This window comes from Nocardia sp. NPDC059236 (assembly GCF_042754085.1).
Lineage (GTDB): Bacteria > Actinomycetota > Actinomycetes > Mycobacteriales > Mycobacteriaceae > Nocardia.
Map to the genome: position 1 here is coordinate 533130 of NZ_JBHZAF010000002.1, position 16821 is coordinate 549950.

General features: G+C 67.5%; 14 protein-coding genes and 1 pseudogene. 9 read left to right on the forward strand and 6 right to left on the reverse strand.

Annotation, left to right across the window (positions count from 1 at the left end):
- Positions 1–28: 28 nt before the first annotated feature.
- Positions 29–1501: an FAD-dependent oxidoreductase gene (locus tag ACFXIV_RS07625; RefSeq protein WP_379393368.1), complete on the forward strand. Its 1473-nt coding sequence runs from the start codon at positions 29–31 to the stop codon at positions 1499–1501.
- Positions 1502–1516: 15 nt separating this feature from the next.
- The gene (locus ACFXIV_RS07630; RefSeq protein WP_379393366.1) at positions 1517–2383 is read left to right on the forward strand and encodes an LLM class F420-dependent oxidoreductase; all 867 of its coding nucleotides are present in this window, start codon (positions 1517–1519) and stop codon (positions 2381–2383) included.
- 304 nt (positions 2384–2687) lie between these two features.
- Here ACFXIV_RS07630 and ACFXIV_RS07635 read toward each other — a convergent pair whose 3' ends face one another.
- Together ACFXIV_RS07635 and ACFXIV_RS07640 are read right to left on the reverse strand one after the other, a co-directional pair.
- Entirely contained in the window at positions 2688–4145 is a 1458-nt protein-coding gene (locus ACFXIV_RS07635) for a DUF222 domain-containing protein (RefSeq protein WP_379393364.1), read from the reverse strand.
- Positions 4146–4245: 100 nt separating this feature from the next.
- Positions 4246–4689: a hypothetical protein gene (locus ACFXIV_RS07640; RefSeq protein ID WP_379393362.1), complete on the reverse strand. Its 444-nt coding sequence runs from the start codon at positions 4687–4689 to the stop codon at positions 4246–4248.
- Positions 4690–4808: 119 nt separating this feature from the next.
- On the opposite strand from ACFXIV_RS07640, the gene ACFXIV_RS07645 reads away from it, so the two are divergent.
- Both ACFXIV_RS07645 and ACFXIV_RS07650 read left to right on the forward strand, forming a co-directional pair.
- Positions 4809–5372, forward strand: coding sequence for a helix-turn-helix domain-containing protein (locus ACFXIV_RS07645; RefSeq protein ID WP_364621588.1), 564 nt, complete (start codon positions 4809–4811; stop codon positions 5370–5372).
- Positions 5342–6094 (forward strand): annotated as a pseudogene (locus ACFXIV_RS07650) (cytochrome P450); the annotation flags it as partial. The gene ACFXIV_RS07645 and the pseudogene ACFXIV_RS07650, both read left to right, overlap by 31 nt.
- A 20-nt stretch (positions 6095–6114) precedes the next feature.
- On the opposite strand, the gene ACFXIV_RS07655 reads toward ACFXIV_RS07650, so the two are convergent.
- Entirely contained in the window at positions 6115–6579 is a 465-nt protein-coding gene (locus ACFXIV_RS07655) for a glutathione peroxidase (RefSeq protein ID WP_379393626.1), read from the reverse strand.
- Positions 6580–6642: 63 nt separating this feature from the next.
- A complete protein-coding gene (locus tag ACFXIV_RS07660; protein ID WP_379393360.1) occupies positions 6643–7875 on the reverse strand; it encodes a cytochrome P450 in 1233 nt (410 codons plus the stop codon).
- A 307-nt stretch (positions 7876–8182) separates the two neighbouring features.
- Here ACFXIV_RS07660 and ACFXIV_RS07665 point away from each other — a divergent pair, with 307 nt between their 5' ends.
- Positions 8183–9808 carry a GMC family oxidoreductase gene (locus tag ACFXIV_RS07665; RefSeq protein ID WP_379393358.1) on the forward strand — a complete coding sequence of 542 codons (1626 nt, stop codon included), beginning with the start codon at positions 8183–8185 and terminating at the stop codon, positions 9806–9808.
- Positions 9809–9961: 153 nt separating this feature from the next.
- Positions 9962–10957, forward strand: a complete 996-nt coding sequence (locus ACFXIV_RS07670; RefSeq protein WP_379393624.1) for a TIGR03617 family F420-dependent LLM class oxidoreductase — start codon at positions 9962–9964, stop codon at positions 10955–10957.
- 465 nt (positions 10958–11422) lie between these two features.
- Here the strand turns inward: ACFXIV_RS07670 and ACFXIV_RS07675 are convergent, their stop codons facing one another.
- Positions 11423–12031, reverse strand: a complete 609-nt coding sequence (locus ACFXIV_RS07675; protein ID WP_379393356.1) for a TetR/AcrR family transcriptional regulator — start codon at positions 12029–12031, stop codon at positions 11423–11425.
- A 103-nt stretch (positions 12032–12134) separates the two neighbouring features.
- On the opposite strand from ACFXIV_RS07675, the gene ACFXIV_RS07680 reads away from it, so the two are divergent.
- Together ACFXIV_RS07680 and ACFXIV_RS07685 are read left to right on the forward strand one after the other, a co-directional pair.
- Entirely contained in the window at positions 12135–13250 is a 1116-nt protein-coding gene (locus ACFXIV_RS07680) for a hypothetical protein (RefSeq protein WP_379393354.1), read from the forward strand.
- Between the two features lie 2 nt (positions 13251–13252).
- Positions 13253–14278, forward strand: a complete 1026-nt coding sequence (locus tag ACFXIV_RS07685; RefSeq protein ID WP_379393352.1) for a phosphotransferase family protein — start codon at positions 13253–13255, stop codon at positions 14276–14278.
- Between the two features lie 101 nt (positions 14279–14379).
- Here ACFXIV_RS07685 and ACFXIV_RS07690 read toward each other — a convergent pair whose 3' ends face one another.
- Entirely contained in the window at positions 14380–15912 is a 1533-nt protein-coding gene (locus ACFXIV_RS07690) for an MFS transporter (RefSeq protein ID WP_379393350.1), read from the reverse strand.
- A gap of 156 nt (positions 15913–16068) precedes the next feature.
- Here ACFXIV_RS07690 and ACFXIV_RS07695 point away from each other — a divergent pair, with 156 nt between their 5' ends.
- Positions 16069–16806 (forward strand): TetR/AcrR family transcriptional regulator, encoded by a 738-nt coding sequence (locus tag ACFXIV_RS07695; RefSeq protein WP_379393348.1) that lies wholly within the window; start codon positions 16069–16071, stop codon positions 16804–16806.
- The last annotated feature ends 15 nt before the right edge of the window (positions 16807–16821 follow it).

Here is a 16821-nt window from a genome sequence, read left to right on the forward strand (position 1 = left end):
CCAACCCGCAGTGAGGAATACAGAGACAATGGCGGAAACCGCAAGCGTCCGACCGCTTCTGGCCGGCGAGGTCGAGACCTGGGATGACCAGGCCGATGTCGTGGTCGTCGGCTTCGGCATCGCCGGGGTGTGCGCGGCCATCGAGGCCGCCCGCTCGGGGGCCGACGTCCTGGTGCTGGAACGCACCGGCGGCTGGGGCGGTGCGGCCGCCATGTCCGGCGGCTTCATCTATCTCGGCGGCGGTACCGCGCTGCAGCAGAAACTGGGCTTCGAGGACACCGCCGAGAACATGGAGGCATTCCTCACTGCGGCCCTGGGCCCGGGCGTCGACAAGGCCAAGATCCACGACTACTGCCAGGGCAGTATCGAGCACTTCGATTGGCTGGTCGCCCAGGGCGTTCCGTTCAAGGAGGAATTCTGGGGCGAGCCCGGCTACGAGCCGCCCGGCGACCAGGGCCTGATGTACTCCGGCGGCGAGAACGCCGCACCCTTCAAGGACTCGATCCCGCCCGCGCCGCGCGGTCACCTGGCCTGGACCAAGGACAAGAAACTGGGCGAGAAGGGCGGCGGCTACATGCTGATGGAGCCCCTCGCCCACAAGGCCGACGAACTCGGCGTACGACACGAATACGACGTGCGCCTGCGCCGGCTCATCGTCGACGAGACCGGGCGCGTGGTGGGCGTGGCCGCCACCCGCTACGGCAAGCCGGTACACGTGCGCGCCGAGCGCGGCGTGGTGCTGGCCACCGGCAGCTTCGCCTACAACCATGAAATGGTGCAGCGCTACGCACCCAAGATCTCCGGCCGGCCCACCGCCACCGTCGAGGAGCACGACGGCATCGGCATCCGGGTCGCCCAGGCGCTGGGCGCGGATCTCGCGCACATGGACGCCACCGAGGTCGCGCTGGTGGTGGACCCGCAGGTGGTGGCGCGCGGGATCCTGGTGAACGGGCGCGGGCAGCGCTTCATCACCGAGGACACCTACGCCGGGCGCATGGGTCAGGCCGTGCTGCAGGAGCAGGGCAATCAGGCGTACCTGGTGATCGACGAACTCGCGCTGGAGGAGGCGATGGAGAGCAAGTCCTCGCTGTCGTTCCTGCGCACCGCGCCGACCTGGGTGGCCGAGACGGTCGCCGAACTGGAGAGCGAGATGGGCCTGCCGGAGCACACCCTGCAGGCCACCGTCGACCTCTACAACCACCACGCGGAGCAGGGCGAGGATCCGCTGCTGCACAAGAAGACCGAGTGGGTCAAACCCATCCGCACCCCGCTCGGCGCCTACGACCTGCGCGGCTACACCGGCGGCTTCACCCTGGGCGGCCTGCGCACCGACCTGGACTCCCGAGTCCTCCACGTCTCCGGCGAACCCATCCCCGGCCTGTACGCCGCAGGCCGCGTCACCTCCGGCATCTGCGCCGGCGGCTACGCCTCCGGTTGTTCCCTCGGCGACGGCAGCTTCTACGGCCGCCGCGCCGGCGTCTCCGCCGCCAAGCAGCTCTGAAAGGAGCCGTCCCCCATGCGATTCGGCATCGTCCTGTTCACCAGCGACCGCGGCATCACCCCCGCGGCCGCCGCCAAGGCCGCCGAAGATCGAGGCTTCGACTCCTTCTTCGTCCCCGAGCACACCCACATCCCCGTCAAACGCGACGCGGCCCACCCCCAGACGGGCACCGCCGAACTCCCCGACGACCGCTACATGCGCACCCTCGACCCATGGGTGGCGCTCGGCACGGCCGCCGCGGTCACCTCCCGCATCGAATTGTCCACCGCGGTAGCGCTGCCCACCGAGAGCGACCCCATCACCCTCGCCAAGACCATCGCCACCCTGGACCACCTCTCCGGCGGCCGCGTCACCCTCGGCGCCGGATTCGGCTGGAACACCGACGAACTCACCGACCACGGCGTACCCGGCAACAAGCGCCGCACCGTGCTGCGCGAATACATCGAAGCCATGCGCGCCCTCTGGACCGAGGACGAAGCCTCCTACTCCGGCGATTTCGTCTCCTTCGGCCCCAGCTGGGCCTGGCCCAAGCCGATCCAATCCCACATCCCCGTCCTCATCGGCGCCGGCGGCACCGAGAAGACCTTCAAGTGGATCGCCCGCTCCGCCGACGGCTGGATCACCACCCCCTACGAATCCGACGTCTCCGCCGCCACCACCCTGCTGATGAAGCACTGGCAGGAAGCAGGCCGCGAAGGCACCCCCCGCGTGGTGGCCCTCGCCCACAAACCCGACCCCGAAAAGCTCTCGGCCTGGGCCGAAGCCGGCGTCACCGACGTCCTCTACGGCCTCCCCGACAAACCCGAACCCGACGTCCTCGCCTACCTCGACCGCCTGGCAGGCAAACTCGCCCCACTGGGCCTGACCACCCCCACCCCCTGACCCATCCCACTCGCAGCCCAGAGCAACACCGACCTCCCCGCCCGCAACAAACCGCCGGGCGCGGAGGTCGGTCTCTGTGGGAGAGGGACGCAACGGCATTGTTTTGTTTTCTTTTGTCCTAAAAGGTGATCCGTGCAGTCCGTGGGCCGGAACCGAGGTCACGGCTCCCAAGCCGCGTCAGCGAAAGTCCGGTAGGGCAGGCGACGCAACCACACTTCCCGGTGCATCACCGCGCGAGGAATCCAGTTGCCAGTCATCCACCCTGGTTGTCTTCCCCGGAGTTACCTGGCCTCATGCATCTGAATCACATAGTGATGCGGGAGGTCCCAGCGTGTGAACGTACCGCCCGCCGCTGTTCCGGCGTGCAATACACGTGGACGATTTCGGTCATGGCGTTGACCACCGGGCCCGGATCGATCAGGGGCCGAATCGGTTCGGCATCCGGAACTCCGGGAGCGGTGACCGGCGGCACCGCCAGCGCCGGGAACAGGAACTTCGCACCTTCCGGGGAAGTGATCACCGAACCACCTGAGGGCGTGCGCCATTCGACCCTCCGGTCCGGATGATGAACGACCTGCCAGCCATTGGCTCCATTGTCGGCGAGTGTCTTCAGTCGATGGTGGCGACGACACCGGCAGCCGAGATTGGACTCGATTGTGCGGCCGCCATTTTCGGGGTCCGCGTGATCGAATCGATCCTGATGGTCGAGATCGGTTCCGGCAGGGGGAACCCCGCAGCCCGGTGCGCGGCAACCACCGTCGAGAGCGCGAACTCGCCTGGCCGCTCGGGCCGCAGGGCGGTATCGCAACTCGGAATCAGTGGGCCGTGCCGCGGGTGCGGGTGGCCGAGCGGCCGGGCCGGTGATGATGTCGAAGCGGGCATGCCGTGCGATCTGGCGGGCCAGGTCGGCATCGATCGCGCCGAGACCCGCGAGCAGCGCCGGGTTGTCCTGCAGACCGGCCAGTGTCTCCGCCGAAACCCAGACCTGCACAAGGGCTTTGCGCGCCGCAGGGGGCGGCTCACCCGCATCGGTGCGGGGGCAGTCGGCGCGCCCGCATTCGCAGGTGAGCCGACCGCGGCCGTCTGCCAGCGCTACCAGCGCGTCAGCCCGGCGCTGATTGGTGGTGCGCGGGTCGTTCCCGCAGCACTGGGTGGTCGCCATTTCCCGCAACCGTTCATAGAGCGCCTGCCCACCAGCGGCGGGCAGCACCCCATCGAGCAGCGCGGTGCCGTCATCGGCCGCGGTGACCTTCACATACCGGTCCGCCTCGGCGGACTTGCGCCGCGCAGCCTGACCCGCCGGATCCGCCTCCAGCAGCCACCGCCGCAGGGTCCGCCGAACCCGCTGCGGCTCAGCATTTTCCGCATACGCAACGATCCGCGACTCCAACTCCGCGACCAGATCCTCGGAAGCATTGGCCAGCGTCTCACTGATCGCCCGCACCCGTGGCAGGTCGATCCGCCCATCGGCGAAAGCCTCGCGAGTACCGCCGTATCGGTTGTCCAAGCCCAGACCGAGCGCGATCAGCCCGTCCGCCGACCGCTGCGACACCTTCAGCGCGATCCCGATCTCGGTGGCCGCATCCTCCCCCGCATACAACGCACCGACCCCCAGCTCCAACTGCTGCTCGCGCCGCAGCCGATACAGCTGCGTCATCAACTCGACCTCTTCGGCCTGGGCCGCAGCAATCATCGAGTGCACCACACGGAGTCGCTCCACCACCTGCATGGCAGCGAAGCCCTCACCAGTTGATTCACTCATAGATTCGATCATCGTTTCGAATCAAAAGACACGGAATCAGGATAACCGAGACACGCCTTGAAAATCTCTGGCAAACAATAGGATTCGCGCCGCGCGCGGTCTAATTACAGGCGGCGGTCCGTTGCAGGATTCGCAGCGCTCCGACCGCAGCGAGCTCGCGGAACTTCCCTCCGGCCGCGACTCGGCGATAGAGGGCATCGGCGTCGCTGAGCACGAGGAGCCCGCCACCCGCGATCCAATGAGCCCAGTCGTCGTAAGCGAGCTGGGCGGCGGCATCGGAGCCCGGTTCGGCGATCAGGAGCAGACGCAGCGGCGTACGCCACCCACGAACCTCGCTGTCGTAATCACCCGGCGCGGCCTCGTCGTGATTGCCCGGCGCAGCCTCGCCGGCGCGAGCGGCGACTTCCAGAATGACGCCCTTGCCCGCATATGCGTGCGCGGCCTCTGACAATGCGCGAGCCTCGTCGACCGGCCACGTTCTGTTGATCCGCTCGATCAGTGCCGACATCTCGCGCGCGGTGACCTGGAGCGCGATGCGGTTCATTCGAAAGCCTTTCCGATGCGCCCTCATTCATACGGTTCGCGCATACCGCGAGTTGCTCGGCGGGCTCGGCCATAGTAGCATCCGGACACGTGTCTGATCCCCTTTCCGCCCGCCCTGCGGTGAGCATGGAGGCCACTCGCCGGCGGCTCACCGAGAAGCAGGCCGATACCGTGGACCGTCTGACCCGGGCGGCCATGGATGTGCTGTCGCGGGAGGGGTTCGCCGGGCTCACCGTGCGCATGGTGGCGGCACAGGCCGGTGTGGGCACGGCCACCGCATACACGTATTTTTCATCGAAGGAACACCTCGTCGCGGAGATGTTCTGGCGTCGGCTGGCCGCCACCGAGCCGCCCGCCGCGGAGGGCGCCGATTCGACCGCACGGGTGCTGGCGGTACTGCGGCAGATCGCGCTGCTGCTGGCCGACGAGCCGACCCTCGCGGGCGCGGTGACCGCCGCGCTGCTGGGGACCGATCCGGATGTGGCACATCTGCGGCTGCGGATCGGTGGCGAGATCCGGCGGCGATTGATCGACGCACTGGGCGCGGACGCCGATCCCGAACTCGTGGAAACACTCGAAATGATCTACGCGGGCGCACTGGTGCGCGCGGGCATGGGCTATGTGTCCTACGCCGAGATCGCCGATCGCATGGAGAAATTCGCGCTGCGCGTGCTGCGGAGCTGAAACCGCTTGCCGGCACCGACGATCGGGACCTGCTCGACGTGCTGGTGTCGGTCCCCGACGAGCAGGGCCGGCCGCGGTTCTCGCCCAGCGAGGTCACCGGCATCTTCATCTCGATGATGTTCGCCGGGCACCACACCACGTCGGGGACGGCCGCCTGGACGATCATCGAATTGCTCAGGCACCCACCGGTGCTGGCGCAGGTCGTGGCCGAACTGGATACCCTCTACGCCGACGGCGCGGACGTGAGTTTCCATGCGCTGCGCCGGATTCCGAATCTGGAGGCGGTCCTCGAGGAGGTCCTGCGCCTGCACCCGCCGCTCATCATTCTCATGCGGGTGGCGCGCGCGGAGTTCGAGGTGTGCGGCCACCGTATCGATCCCGGCGACCTGGTGGCCGCGAGTCCCGCTGTCTCCAACCGGATCCCGGAGGACTTCCCGGATCCCGAGCGCTTCGACCCGGGCCGCTACCTCGACCCGAACCAGGCGGATCTGGCCAACCGCTGGACCTGGATCCCCTTCGGCGCGGGCCGCCACCGCTGCGTAGGCGCTGCGTTCGCGCTCATGCAGCTCGAGGCCATCTTCTCGATCCTGCTGCGGAACTGGGAATTCGAGCTCGCGCAGCCATCGGACAGCTACCGCAACGACCATTCCAAGATGGTGGTGCAGCTGCAACAGCCGTGCGCGGTGCGGTACCGCCGCCGGGCACGGCCGTCGTTGAGCTGAGCTACAGGGAGCCCTCTGAGTTACAGCGCGCCCTCGAGGGCGGAGACCACGGCCGGATCCTTCGGCTCGGTGCGCGGACGGAACCGCCCCAGCACCGCGCCATCGCGGCCGATCAGGAACTTCTCGAAGTTCCACTGGATGTCCCCGGCCTCGCCGACGGCGTCCGCGACCTGGGTCAGCTCCTGGTACAGCGGAATCCGGCCCTCGCCGTTGACCTCGCTCTTCTCCAGCAGCGGGAAGTCCACCCCGTAAGTGGCGGAACAGAATTCCGCGATCTCCTCGGCGGTGCCGGGCTCCTGGCCCATGAACTGGTTGCACGGCACACCGACCACGGTGAAGCCCTGCGGCCCGTAGGTCTGCTGCAGTTCGACCAGGCCCGTGTACTGCGGGGTGAGCCCGCACTCGGAGGCGACATTGACCAGCAGCACGACCTTGTCGCCGGCCAGTTCGGCCAGTGTGGTGGGCTTGTCGGTCAGCGTGCGCAGCGGAATTTCGCGAAGATTGGTCACAAACACGAATGGTAGAACGAGTTCGATGAGGTCACCGGTTCAGGAGTAGCTCACCTGCCAGTGTTTGATCCCATTGATCCAGCCCGACCGCAGCCGCTGCGGCGGCGCGACCTCGGTGATTTCCGGCATGGCGTCGGCAATGGCATTGAACATCAGGTCGATCTCCAGCCGTGCCAGATTCGCGCCCACGCAGAAGTGGTTTCCGGTCCCGCCGAATCCGACGTGCGGATTGGGATCGCGCTCCACATCGAATTCGAAGGGATGGTCGAAGACCTCCTCGTCGAAGTTGGCGGAGCTGTAGAACAGCCCCACCCGCTGCCCCTCCAGAACTTTCTGCCCGCCGATTTCGGTGTCGCGCACCGCGGTCCGCTGGAAGGCCGAGACCGGCGTCGCCCAGCGCACGATTTCATCGGGTGCGGTGCGCGGCCGGCGCTCCTTGTACAGCGCCCACTGATCGGGGTGGTCCACAAAGGCTTTCATGCCGTGCGCGATGGCATTGCGGGTGGTTTCGTTGCCCGCCACCGACAGCAGGATGACGAAGAATCCGAACTCGTCCGAACCCAGGGCCTCACCGTCCACATCGGCGGTCACCAGCTGGGAGACGATATCGCCGACCGGGCGGGCCCGGCGCTGTTCGGCCATGTTGTAGGCGTAGCCGAGCAGTTCGGCATTGGCGGTCATATTGTTGCCCGCGAATTCCGGATCGTCGTAGTTGAGCAGCTGATTGGACCAGGTGAACAGCTTGTGGCGGTCGTCCTGCGGCACGCCGAGCAGTTCCGCGATGGCCTGCAGCGGCAGCTCGCACGCGACCTGCTGGACGAAATCGCCGCCGCCGCTCGCCTTCGCCTCCCGCACGATCTTTGCCGCGCGTTCGGTGAGCGCGGCCCGCAATCCCTCGATGGCGCGCGGGGTGAATCCCTTGGAGACGATGCGCCGGATCTTCGTGTGCTTGGGCGGATCCATATTCACCAGCAGCGCCTCGCGCCCGAGTTCGAGCTGTTCGGGTTCGGAGTCGGCGGGCATTTTGATGATGGAGCCCTTGCGATTCGAGGACCAGAGTTCCGGTCTTCGGGAGATCTCCTTGACATCCTCGTGGCGGGTGATCACCCAGTACCCGTCGTCCTCCATGGGTGCGGCCTGCTCGGGAGTCTGGGCATTCCACCAGACCGGCGCGGTGCGGCGCAGCAGTGCGAACTCCTCGGCGGGGCTGTGGTCGGCCCAGAGCGCGGGATCGGTGAAATCGAAGCCGGCCGGTAATGACGGAACAGACACTGTTCCTCCTCGGGCAAGGTGCCGCTATGATCACGAAATTGGAACGTGTTTCACAGAAATTGAACCATGCCGACCCGCGGCTGGGCAGCGTTTCCGGCCTCCGATCCCCCGGTTCCCGCACGCCCCGCGGAGCAGTTATCCCGCAACAGTGGATCTGCAACATGTTCAACGAGGACCCGCCGCGCCCACAAGATCGCTCAACCCGCCCTGAAGTCGATCTTGTGACTGGACATCATGTCCAGTGTGTCGGCAGACTAGAACTTGTTCTACAGTGATGCCAGGCACACTCGAAGATGAGGTAACTGATATGACCGCTTCCCCGGGCTCCACGTCCGAAGCCGATTACGTCGTCGTTGGCGCGGGCAGCGCCGGTGCAGTATTGGCCGGACGGCTCGCTCAGCGTGGCGCGAGCGTGATCCTGTTGGAGGCCGGGCGCAAGGACAACACCCAGCTGGTCACCCGCCCCGGCATGATCTCGATGGTCCACACGGTTCCGCAGCTGAAGAAGCTGGTGGCGTGGAAGCAGTACTCGGTCCCGCAGAAGCACGCCAACGACCGGCTGATCCCGATGACCCGCGGCAAGGTGCTGGGCGGCTCCAGCTCCATCAACGGCATGCTCTACGTGCGCGGCAACCGCGCCAACTTCGACTCCTGGGCCGCCGAGGGCAACACCGGCTGGAGCTACGACGAGGTCCTGCCCGCCTACAAGCGCCTCGAGAACTGGGTCGACGGCGCGGACGACTACCGCGCCACCGGCGGCCCGATCGAGGTCACCCGCCCCCGCGAGCTCACCCCGATCTCCGAGGAGTTCATGACCGCCGCGTCCGAGACCCTCGGCGCGCCGATCATCAAGGACTACAACGGAGCGTCGCAGGAAGGCATCTCGGTCTTCCAGCAGAGCGTGAAAGACGGTGTGCGCTACAGCTCTTCGCGCGGCTTCATCACCAACATGCCGAACTCGAACCTGACCGTGCTCACCCACGTGCAGGCCACCCGCGTGGTGATCGAGAACGGCCGCGCCACCGGCGTCGAGATCGCCGAGAAGAACGGCACGCGCCGCATCGTGCGCGCCGCCAAGGAAGTCATCGTCTCCGGCGGTGTCATCGGATCGCCGCAGCTGCTCATGCTCTCGGGCATCGGCCCGGCCGGACACCTGCGCGACCTCGGCATCGAGGTGGTCGCCGACCTGCCCGTCGGCCAGAACCTGCACGACCACCTGTTCGTGCCGATGACCTTCGTGTCCAAGAAGGCCATCCACCGCGGCATCCCCACCTACTTCGCGCGCGGCATCCTCAAGGAGATGCGCAACCCGGGCAGCTCCTTCATGGGCCGCACGGTCTTCGAGGCCGCCGGCTTCGTCAAGACCAAGTTCGCCGAGGGCGACCACCCGGACATGCAGATCCACACCCTGCCGTGGAGCTACCCGACGCCCAACCAGGACGCCGACAAGCTGCACCTGGTGGACCGCCGCCCGGCGCTCACCGTCATGCCCAGCCTCATCTACCCGAAGAGCCGCGGCGAACTGAAGCTGGCCTCCGCCGACCCGTTCGCCTCGCCGCTCATCGACCCGGGCTACCTGACCGACCCGTGGGACACCGAGTTCCTGATCGAGGGCATCAAGATGATCCGGGAGGTCATGTCGCACAAGAGCATCGCGGGCGACATCACCGAGAACTTCTTCCCGGGCCAGGAGTGGGCGGACGAGACGGCGCTGCGCCGCGAGCTGCCCAACCGCGTGCACTCCATCTACCACCCGGTCGGCACCTGCCGCATGGGTGTGGACGAGCGCGCGGTCGTCGACCCGACGCTCAAGGTGCACGGCATCGAGGGCCTGCGCGTGGCCGACGCCTCGATCATGCCGAGCATCACCGGCGGCAATACCAACGCGCCGAGCTACATGATCGGCGAGAAGGCGGCCGAATTCATCGGCTGACCACAAGCCCGCGGAGGAGTGCTGCTACTTCCCTGGTAGCTCCCCCGCGCGGGTCAGCGGATCACGACCACCGCTGACCCGAAACAGCCCCGGGCCTACTACCTCTCGGCCCGGGGCTGTTGTTTTCTCGTATCAGGAGGAGTCACGGTGTCCCTGCCCGTCGATATCTGGCTGAACGCGCCGCTCGCCGAATCGGCTTCCCGCGCAGCGCGATTGCGCGAGCTCGGGGTGGACGGGGTGTTCACCTTCGAAGGCGCGCACGACGTGTTCCTGCCCTTGACACTGGCCGCCACATCCGGCGTCGACATCATGACCAATGTGGCCATGGCGTTCCCGCGCAGCCCGATGCATCTGGCGCACACCGCGTGGGATCTGCAGTCATTGTCGGGCGGGCGGTTCCGGCTCGGGCTCGGCAGTCAGATCCGGACCCATATCGAGCGGCGCTACGGCAGCACCTGGTCGGAGCCGGTGGAGCGAATGCGCGACACCGTGCTGGCGGTGCAGGCGATCCTGCGGGCCTGGCAGGACGGGGAGCGGCTGGACTACCGCGGCCGGTTCTGGCAGCACACGCTCATGACACCGCAGTTCGATCCGGGACCGAATCCCCATGGGGCGCCGCCGGTTCTGGTCGGCGCACTGGGGCCGCGCATGACGACCATGGCGGCGGAGGTGGCCGACGGACTGCTGGTGATGCCGTTCAATACCGAGCGGCACTTCCGGGAGCGGACACTGGCGGCCGTCGCGACAGGGCTCGGAGACTCACCGCGGCCCTTCGAGATCATCGTGGAAGCCATTGTGGCCATGGGCGATTCGGAGCGAGAACTGCTCGAGGCGCGCCGGGCGGTGCGAAACCTGCTGGCGTTCTACGGTTCCACGCCCGCCTACCGTCCGGTCCTGGAGGTGGAAGGCTGGGCGGAGCTGCAACCCGAGCTGAACCTGCTCTCGAAGCAGGGGCGGTGGCGGGAGATGGCCGGGCTCATCGAGGACCCGATGGTGGACGCGCTCACCGTCAGCGGCACACCGGTCGAATGCGCGGAGCTGATCCGTACCCGCTTCGGCGACAGCGCCACTCGCGTCTGCTGCTATTTCCCGGGCTACCAGGTCACCGATGCCGCCATCGCCGACCTGGTGACCGCGCTGCACTCCTGAACTTCCGCAGTCCACGAAAACTGCCCATCAGCAGGCATTTTCGCAATTACAAGATCTTGTTAAGGCCGTGCCAAGCGCGGCTCGGCATCGTTTGTGTCAACGCCGGAACGCACCGGCGGACCCAACGAGCCACCATCCGGGGGCGGGAACGCTGGGGCCGACCCGTCTACGAGGGGTGGCGGGTCGGCCACAGCAAACCAACCAACCGGTACTCAATTGGGAACATGGCCTACCGCGAAGGGGGTGGTAGGCCAGCGCAGAACCCGCCGAGTCCGACCACGAGGGGTGTCGGACTGGGCGGGTTCTTTGTGTGGCAGGCTAACGATTAGCGATCTTGTTCGTCCGATTTGTGGCCTTGTCCGCCCGGAAGACGGCATCATGTAGGTAAGTGCGCCAAGAAGATTGGGATTGCCGATGGAAACCGTGGTCGTCTTCGTGCTGGCCTGCCTGATCTACTGGTGGGGCCTACTCTGACGTGGGAGTTTGCGCGACCGCGTGCAGCGCGTCCGCGATGCGGCGGCTGAAGTTGTCGGCATCCTCGGTGCCGTGCGTGAGCGCGCGCATCAGGGTCGCACCCCGCAGGAATTCGAAGATCGCCTCGACATCGCAGGCGCCGGCCGCCTGACCCGATTCGGCAGCGGCCACGAGCAGCTCGCGCAGTGCCTGAATCGTCGGCCGCTCACCGCCGTCGAGCAGGCGGCGGTAGCTCTCCCGATCGTCGTGATACTCCGAGAGCAGGCCGGGGATGGCCGAGCGCGCCGCCGGGTGCGCGGCGGCATTCAGGAACAGGCGCGTCCAGGCCAGTAGGTCGGCGCGCAGGTCGCCGCTGGGAACCGGGTGATTCTCGGTGTCCAGGGCGAAGATCGCATCCTCCACCAGGGCGCGCTTGCCGGGCCAGCGGCGGTAGATCGAGGTCGTGACGACTCCGGCACGCCGGGCCACGGCCGCGATGGTGGTGGCCTGGTAGCCGTCGCGGACCAGGAGTTCCTGGGTCGCCGTGAGCACCAGGGCATCCAGTTGCGGGTCACGGGGTCGGCCGGGGCCGGGGCGGGCGGTCCCGGTGGCTGCGGTCACGGGGCTCCCCTCTCGCTCGGGTCGGTGGCAAATTCTGAAACAGGTTACATCGTTGTCCTATTTGAAATACGGTATGGCCCGTATTCTAATTCAGGAGGCACCCATGCTGACGCCCCAGGACGAACTGCTCGCCCACCAGCTCCCCACCACCTTCGACCACGTCCAGCAGAGCGATCTGCGCTGGACCGAACGTGTCGTCCTGTACGGCTTCGACACCACCGGCGAGATCAGCGTGATGACCGGCATGGCGCGCTACCCCAACCGCAATGTGCTCGATGCCTACGCCATGATCACGATCGGCGACAAGTCCGCCCACGTGGTCCGGCTCTCGCGCGAGATCGGCGACCGCTACGACGGCCTCGCCGACTGGCAGGTCGGCCCGTACAGGTACGAGATCGTCGAGCCGCTGCGCAAGGTGCGCGCCACCCTCGGCGACAACGAGCACGGGGTGCGGCTGCAACTCGACTTCGAGGGGCAGTTCCCGGCCTACGAACAGGAACCCGCCTTCTTCCGCAGCCGCGGCCGGGTGCGCGAGGACGCCCGCCGCTACTACCAGAACGGGCGCATCTCCGGGTGGATCGAGGTGGCCGGCACCCGCTTCGAGATCGATCCGGAGACCTGGTGGTTCGGGCGCGACCACTCCTGGGGCACCCGCCACGGCGGGGGCGGCGGCAGCCTCGGCGAGGGCGAGGGCCTGCAGCCGGGCGACATCCCCGACGGCGTCCTCTACTACATGGGCATCTTCCAATTCGAGGACGAGCTGGTGCATTTCGCGCAGCGCGAGACCGCCGACGGGCAGCGCTGGCACTTCGAGGGCACCGTGCTGGCCCCGATCGGCTCCGCCGGGCAGCCGGTCCCGATCGTCACCACCGACCACGCGCTGACCTTCCGCGACGACTTCCGCATCGTCAGCGGCGGCAGTTTCACCGCGCGCGGCGCCGACGGCCGCGACCGTGAATTCACCATCACGCCGGTCTCCGGATTCTGGCCCGGCCTCGCGGGATACGACCACTACCGCGGCTACGCCTCCGGACTGTGGAAGGGCGCGGACTGGAGCGACGGCTTCACCGCCGACCTCACCGACACCGCGGATCTGCGGCAGGTCAGCATGCTCAGCGAGACCTTCTGCCGCATCGAGACCGCCGGCAAGGTCGGATACGGGCTGGTCGAAATGGTGTTCGTGGGCCGCAATGCGCGGTACGGGTACGAGGGGTACTGACCGTGAGCACCACCCGAATTCCGGCCGAGCAGCTGGCGACGGCACTGGAACCGGCCGTACGCGAGCATCTTTCGCCCGCCGGGAACGCGCGCGTGGTCGAGCTCGCGCGCACCGAACGCGGATTCGCCACCGAGACCTATCTTTTCGAGGTCGAGGACGATTCCGGCCGCACTTCCCTGGTCCTGCGACGACCGCCGGACCTGTCGCTGTTCCCGGACTACGACCTGCTGCGGCAGGTGCTGGTGATGCGCCGGCTGGCGGACACCGGGCTGCCGGTACCGGCCGTGGTCTGGCTGGAGCGGGGCGACAATCCGCTCGGCAGCGCGTATTTCGTGATGAACCGGCTGGAAGGCCGGGCGCCGAGCGACTATCCGTCGTATCACGCCGCCGGGAACTACTTCGAGGCCACGCCCGAGCAGCGGGCTCGCATGTGGTGGGGATGCGTGGACACCATCGCCGAGGTCAACCAGTTGGATTGGCGGGCACTGCGATTGGACTTCCTCGCATTTCCCGAGCACGGCGCCGGGGTCGTCGAGCAGGGCGTGAACTATCTGGACGCCGCGCTGCAGTGGGCTTGCGAGGGAACGCCGCCGGAGACCTACCGGCGGGCGGTGGCGTATCTGCGCGACAACCTCTGCGAACCCGAGCAGCCGTGCCTCTGCTGGGGTGACGCCCGGATGTCGAACATCCTGTACGACAACGACTTCCGGGTCCGCGGTGTGCTCGACTGGGAGATCGCCCATCTCGGTGTCCCGGAGTCGGATCTGGCCTGGCTGCTGTTCCTGGACTGGGCGTGCAGCGAGTACGAGGGCCGTCGCCCGCTGCCGGGCACACCGACCCGCGCCGAGACCATCGCCTACTACGAGAAGCGGACCGGTCACGAGGTCCGCAACCTCGAGTACCACGAGGTCTTCTCGGCCGCCCTGTTGTCGATTCCCCTGTTGCGCATGACCCACCGCGTACAGCTCCCGCCGGAGATGAACATCACCGGCTTCTGCACGGCCCGCATCGAGCAATTACTCGACTGACACCGGCCGGCGCCGCGCTGTCGCAGCAATGACTTCCTGCCGCGGCAACGACTCCGCCCCCGGCGTGCTGCCGGGGGCGGAGTCGTTCGCGGGTGTCGGGCCTAGCGGGCTTCGACCAGGTCGGCCTCGGCCGGAACCCCTTCCGGCGCAGCCGGCTTCGCGCCCTTCATCAGGAAGAATGCGACCACGGTGGCAGCCAGCACCGCCGCACCACCGGCCAGGAAGGTGTTCGACATAGCGTCGGTGAAGGCATCGCGGGCCGCGGACACCAGGCTGCCGTCACCAGTGGCGAAGGCTCCGGCGATGCCCTCCCGGGCCGCCGCCGGAGCGTCGGCGGGCATGGCGTCGGTGTAGGTACCGGCCAGCACCGCGCCGAGCACCGCGACACCGAGCGCACCACCGGTCTGCTGAATGGTGTCGTTCAGCGCCGAACCCACGCCCGCCTGCTCCGGCGGAATCGCACCCATCAGCGCACCGACGGCGGCCGGCATGGCCAGGCCCGCACCGGCGCCGACCAGCGACATCGCCAGGGCCGGCAGCCAGAAGCCGGAGTCGGAGGTCAGCGCGGCCAGGGCGCCGAAGCCGCCCGCCAGCACCAGCATGCCGACCAGGGCGACGGGACGCACACCCAGCTTCTGCACCAGCGCGGCGCCCAGGCCGTTGAACACCAGCGCGGTCAGCGCGAACGGCGTGAAGGCGAGGGCCGTCTTGATGGGCGAGTAGCCGAGCACGAACTGCAGGTACTGGGTCAGCACCAGGGTCAGGCCGGCATTGGCGAAGGTGGCCAGCACCAGCGAGAAGCTGGAACCGGTGAAGACCCGGTTGCGGAACAGCTGCAGCGGAACCATCGGGTGCTCAGCCGTCAGTTCACGAATCACGAAGGCCACCAGCACGACAACCGCCAGCACCAGCGTCGCCCAGGTGCCGTGCAGGCCCTTGGCCGGGAACTCGATGATGGACCACACCAGCGACACCATGCCGACGATCGAGAGCACCATGCCCGGCAGATCGATCGGACGGGCGGGGCCCTTGGATTCCGGCATCAGGGCGAAGGCGGCCGTGATGGCCAGTGCCGCGATCGGCACGTTCAGCAGGAAGACCGAACCCCACCAGAAGTGGTTCAGCAGCACGCCGCCCAGCACCGGGCCGCCGACCATGCCGAGCACGGACACACCGGTCCAGGCGGCGATCGCCCTGGGCCGCTCGTCCTCGTCGAACACGGTGATCAGGATGGACAGCGTGCTCGGCATGATGAGCGCGCCGCCGACCGCCATGATCACGCGGCCGGAGATGAGCATCCCCGCGCTGGTCGCGTAGGCCGCGATGAGGGAGGCCGCGCCGAAGAGTGCCAGCCCGAGCACCATGACCAGCCTGCGGCCGAAGCGGTCCGACAGGCTGCCGGTGGTGAGCAGCAGGCCCGCGAAGACCAGGATGTAGGAGTCGATCACCCACTGCAGGGCCTGGGACCCGGCGTGCAGGTCGATCGCGATCTCCGGCAGCGCCACGGTGAGGACCATATTGTCGATCACCAGCACGAGCGTGGCCAGGCAGAGCACGACCAGGATCAGCCAGCGCTTCGGATTGCGCTGGGCCGCAGGCGATGTCAGCGCCTCTGTCGGTTCGTTCGCAGTCATTTCGGTTCCCCTTCGAGAAGCTCTTCCGCACACTGTGCGGCGTTGTCGAACACTGTACGGTCTACGTACACTGTTCGCAATAGGGAACGGTGTACGGTCGAACGAACGGCGTTCTAGCTGGGGTTATGCTGTTCCACAGATGAAGGAGGAAGAGCCATGGCGGCCAAGGCACAGGAGTTCTCGTCGGTGTGGACCCGCCCGCAGCGACAGCGGCGAGATCAGCCCGCACTGAGCCGGGAACAGATCGTGTCCGAAGCTCTCGCGCTGCTCGATACCGAGGGCTACGACGCGCTCAGCATGCGCAAGCTCGGTTCCCGCCTCAATGCCGGAGCCACTTCGCTCTACACCCATGTCACGAACAAGGACGAGATCCTGGAACTGGTGATCGACGAGGCGTTCGGCGAGGTCCACGAGCCCGCCACCATCGCACCGGAGAACTGGCGCGCCGATCTACTCGCTCTGGGTCGCGATGTGCGCGACGCCGTCCTGCGCCACCCCTGGATGAGCACCGCCATCACCGGAGCCGGACTCGCCTACCTCGGCCCCAATCTCATGCGCCTGTCGAACGCCATGCTCGCGACCCTCGAAGCGGCGGGCTTCGACGACGCGGAGGCGGACCGGGCCTCGAATGCCTTCTGGGCCTTCGTCCTCGGCTCCGCCGGCACCGAAACCGCCATGCTCACCAGCGTCTCCCGCAGCGGGCTCAGTGAACAGGAATGGTTCGCCAAGATGATGGCCGCGTCCGAACAGGCGGTACGCGGTTACCCCCACGTCGCCAAACGGTACGGCGTCTACCGGGAACTCGACCCCACGCAGTCCAGGAACGACTTCTTCGACTCCGAGCTCGGACTCATCCTGGACGGACTGGAGTTTCGACGCGACCGCGCCAAATGAGCTGCGGCGGGCGGT

Excerpts from the sequence above, each read along its gene's own strand:
- ACFXIV_RS07635 (WP_379393364.1), bottom strand. The coding sequence starts at position 4,145 with ATGAGTGAATCAACTGGTGAGGGCTTCGCTGCCATGCAGGTGGTGGAG.
- ACFXIV_RS07665 (WP_379393358.1), top strand. The coding sequence starts at position 8,183 with ATGACCGCTTCCCCGGGCTCCACGTCCGAAGCCGATTACGTCGTCGTT.
- ACFXIV_RS07630 (WP_379393366.1), top strand. The coding sequence starts at position 1,517 with ATGCGATTCGGCATCGTCCTGTTCACCAGCGACCGCGGCATCACCCCC.
- ACFXIV_RS07680 (WP_379393354.1), top strand. The coding sequence starts at position 12,135 with ATGCTGACGCCCCAGGACGAACTGCTCGCCCACCAGCTCCCCACCACC.
- ACFXIV_RS07625 (WP_379393368.1), top strand. The coding sequence starts at position 29 with ATGGCGGAAACCGCAAGCGTCCGACCGCTTCTGGCCGGCGAGGTCGAG.
- ACFXIV_RS07690 (WP_379393350.1), bottom strand. The coding sequence starts at position 15,912 with ATGACTGCGAACGAACCGACAGAGGCGCTGACATCGCCTGCGGCCCAG.
- ACFXIV_RS07640 (WP_379393362.1), bottom strand. The coding sequence starts at position 4,689 with ATGAACCGCATCGCGCTCCAGGTCACCGCGCGCGAGATGTCGGCACTG.
- ACFXIV_RS07695 (WP_379393348.1), top strand. The coding sequence starts at position 16,069 with ATGGCGGCCAAGGCACAGGAGTTCTCGTCGGTGTGGACCCGCCCGCAG.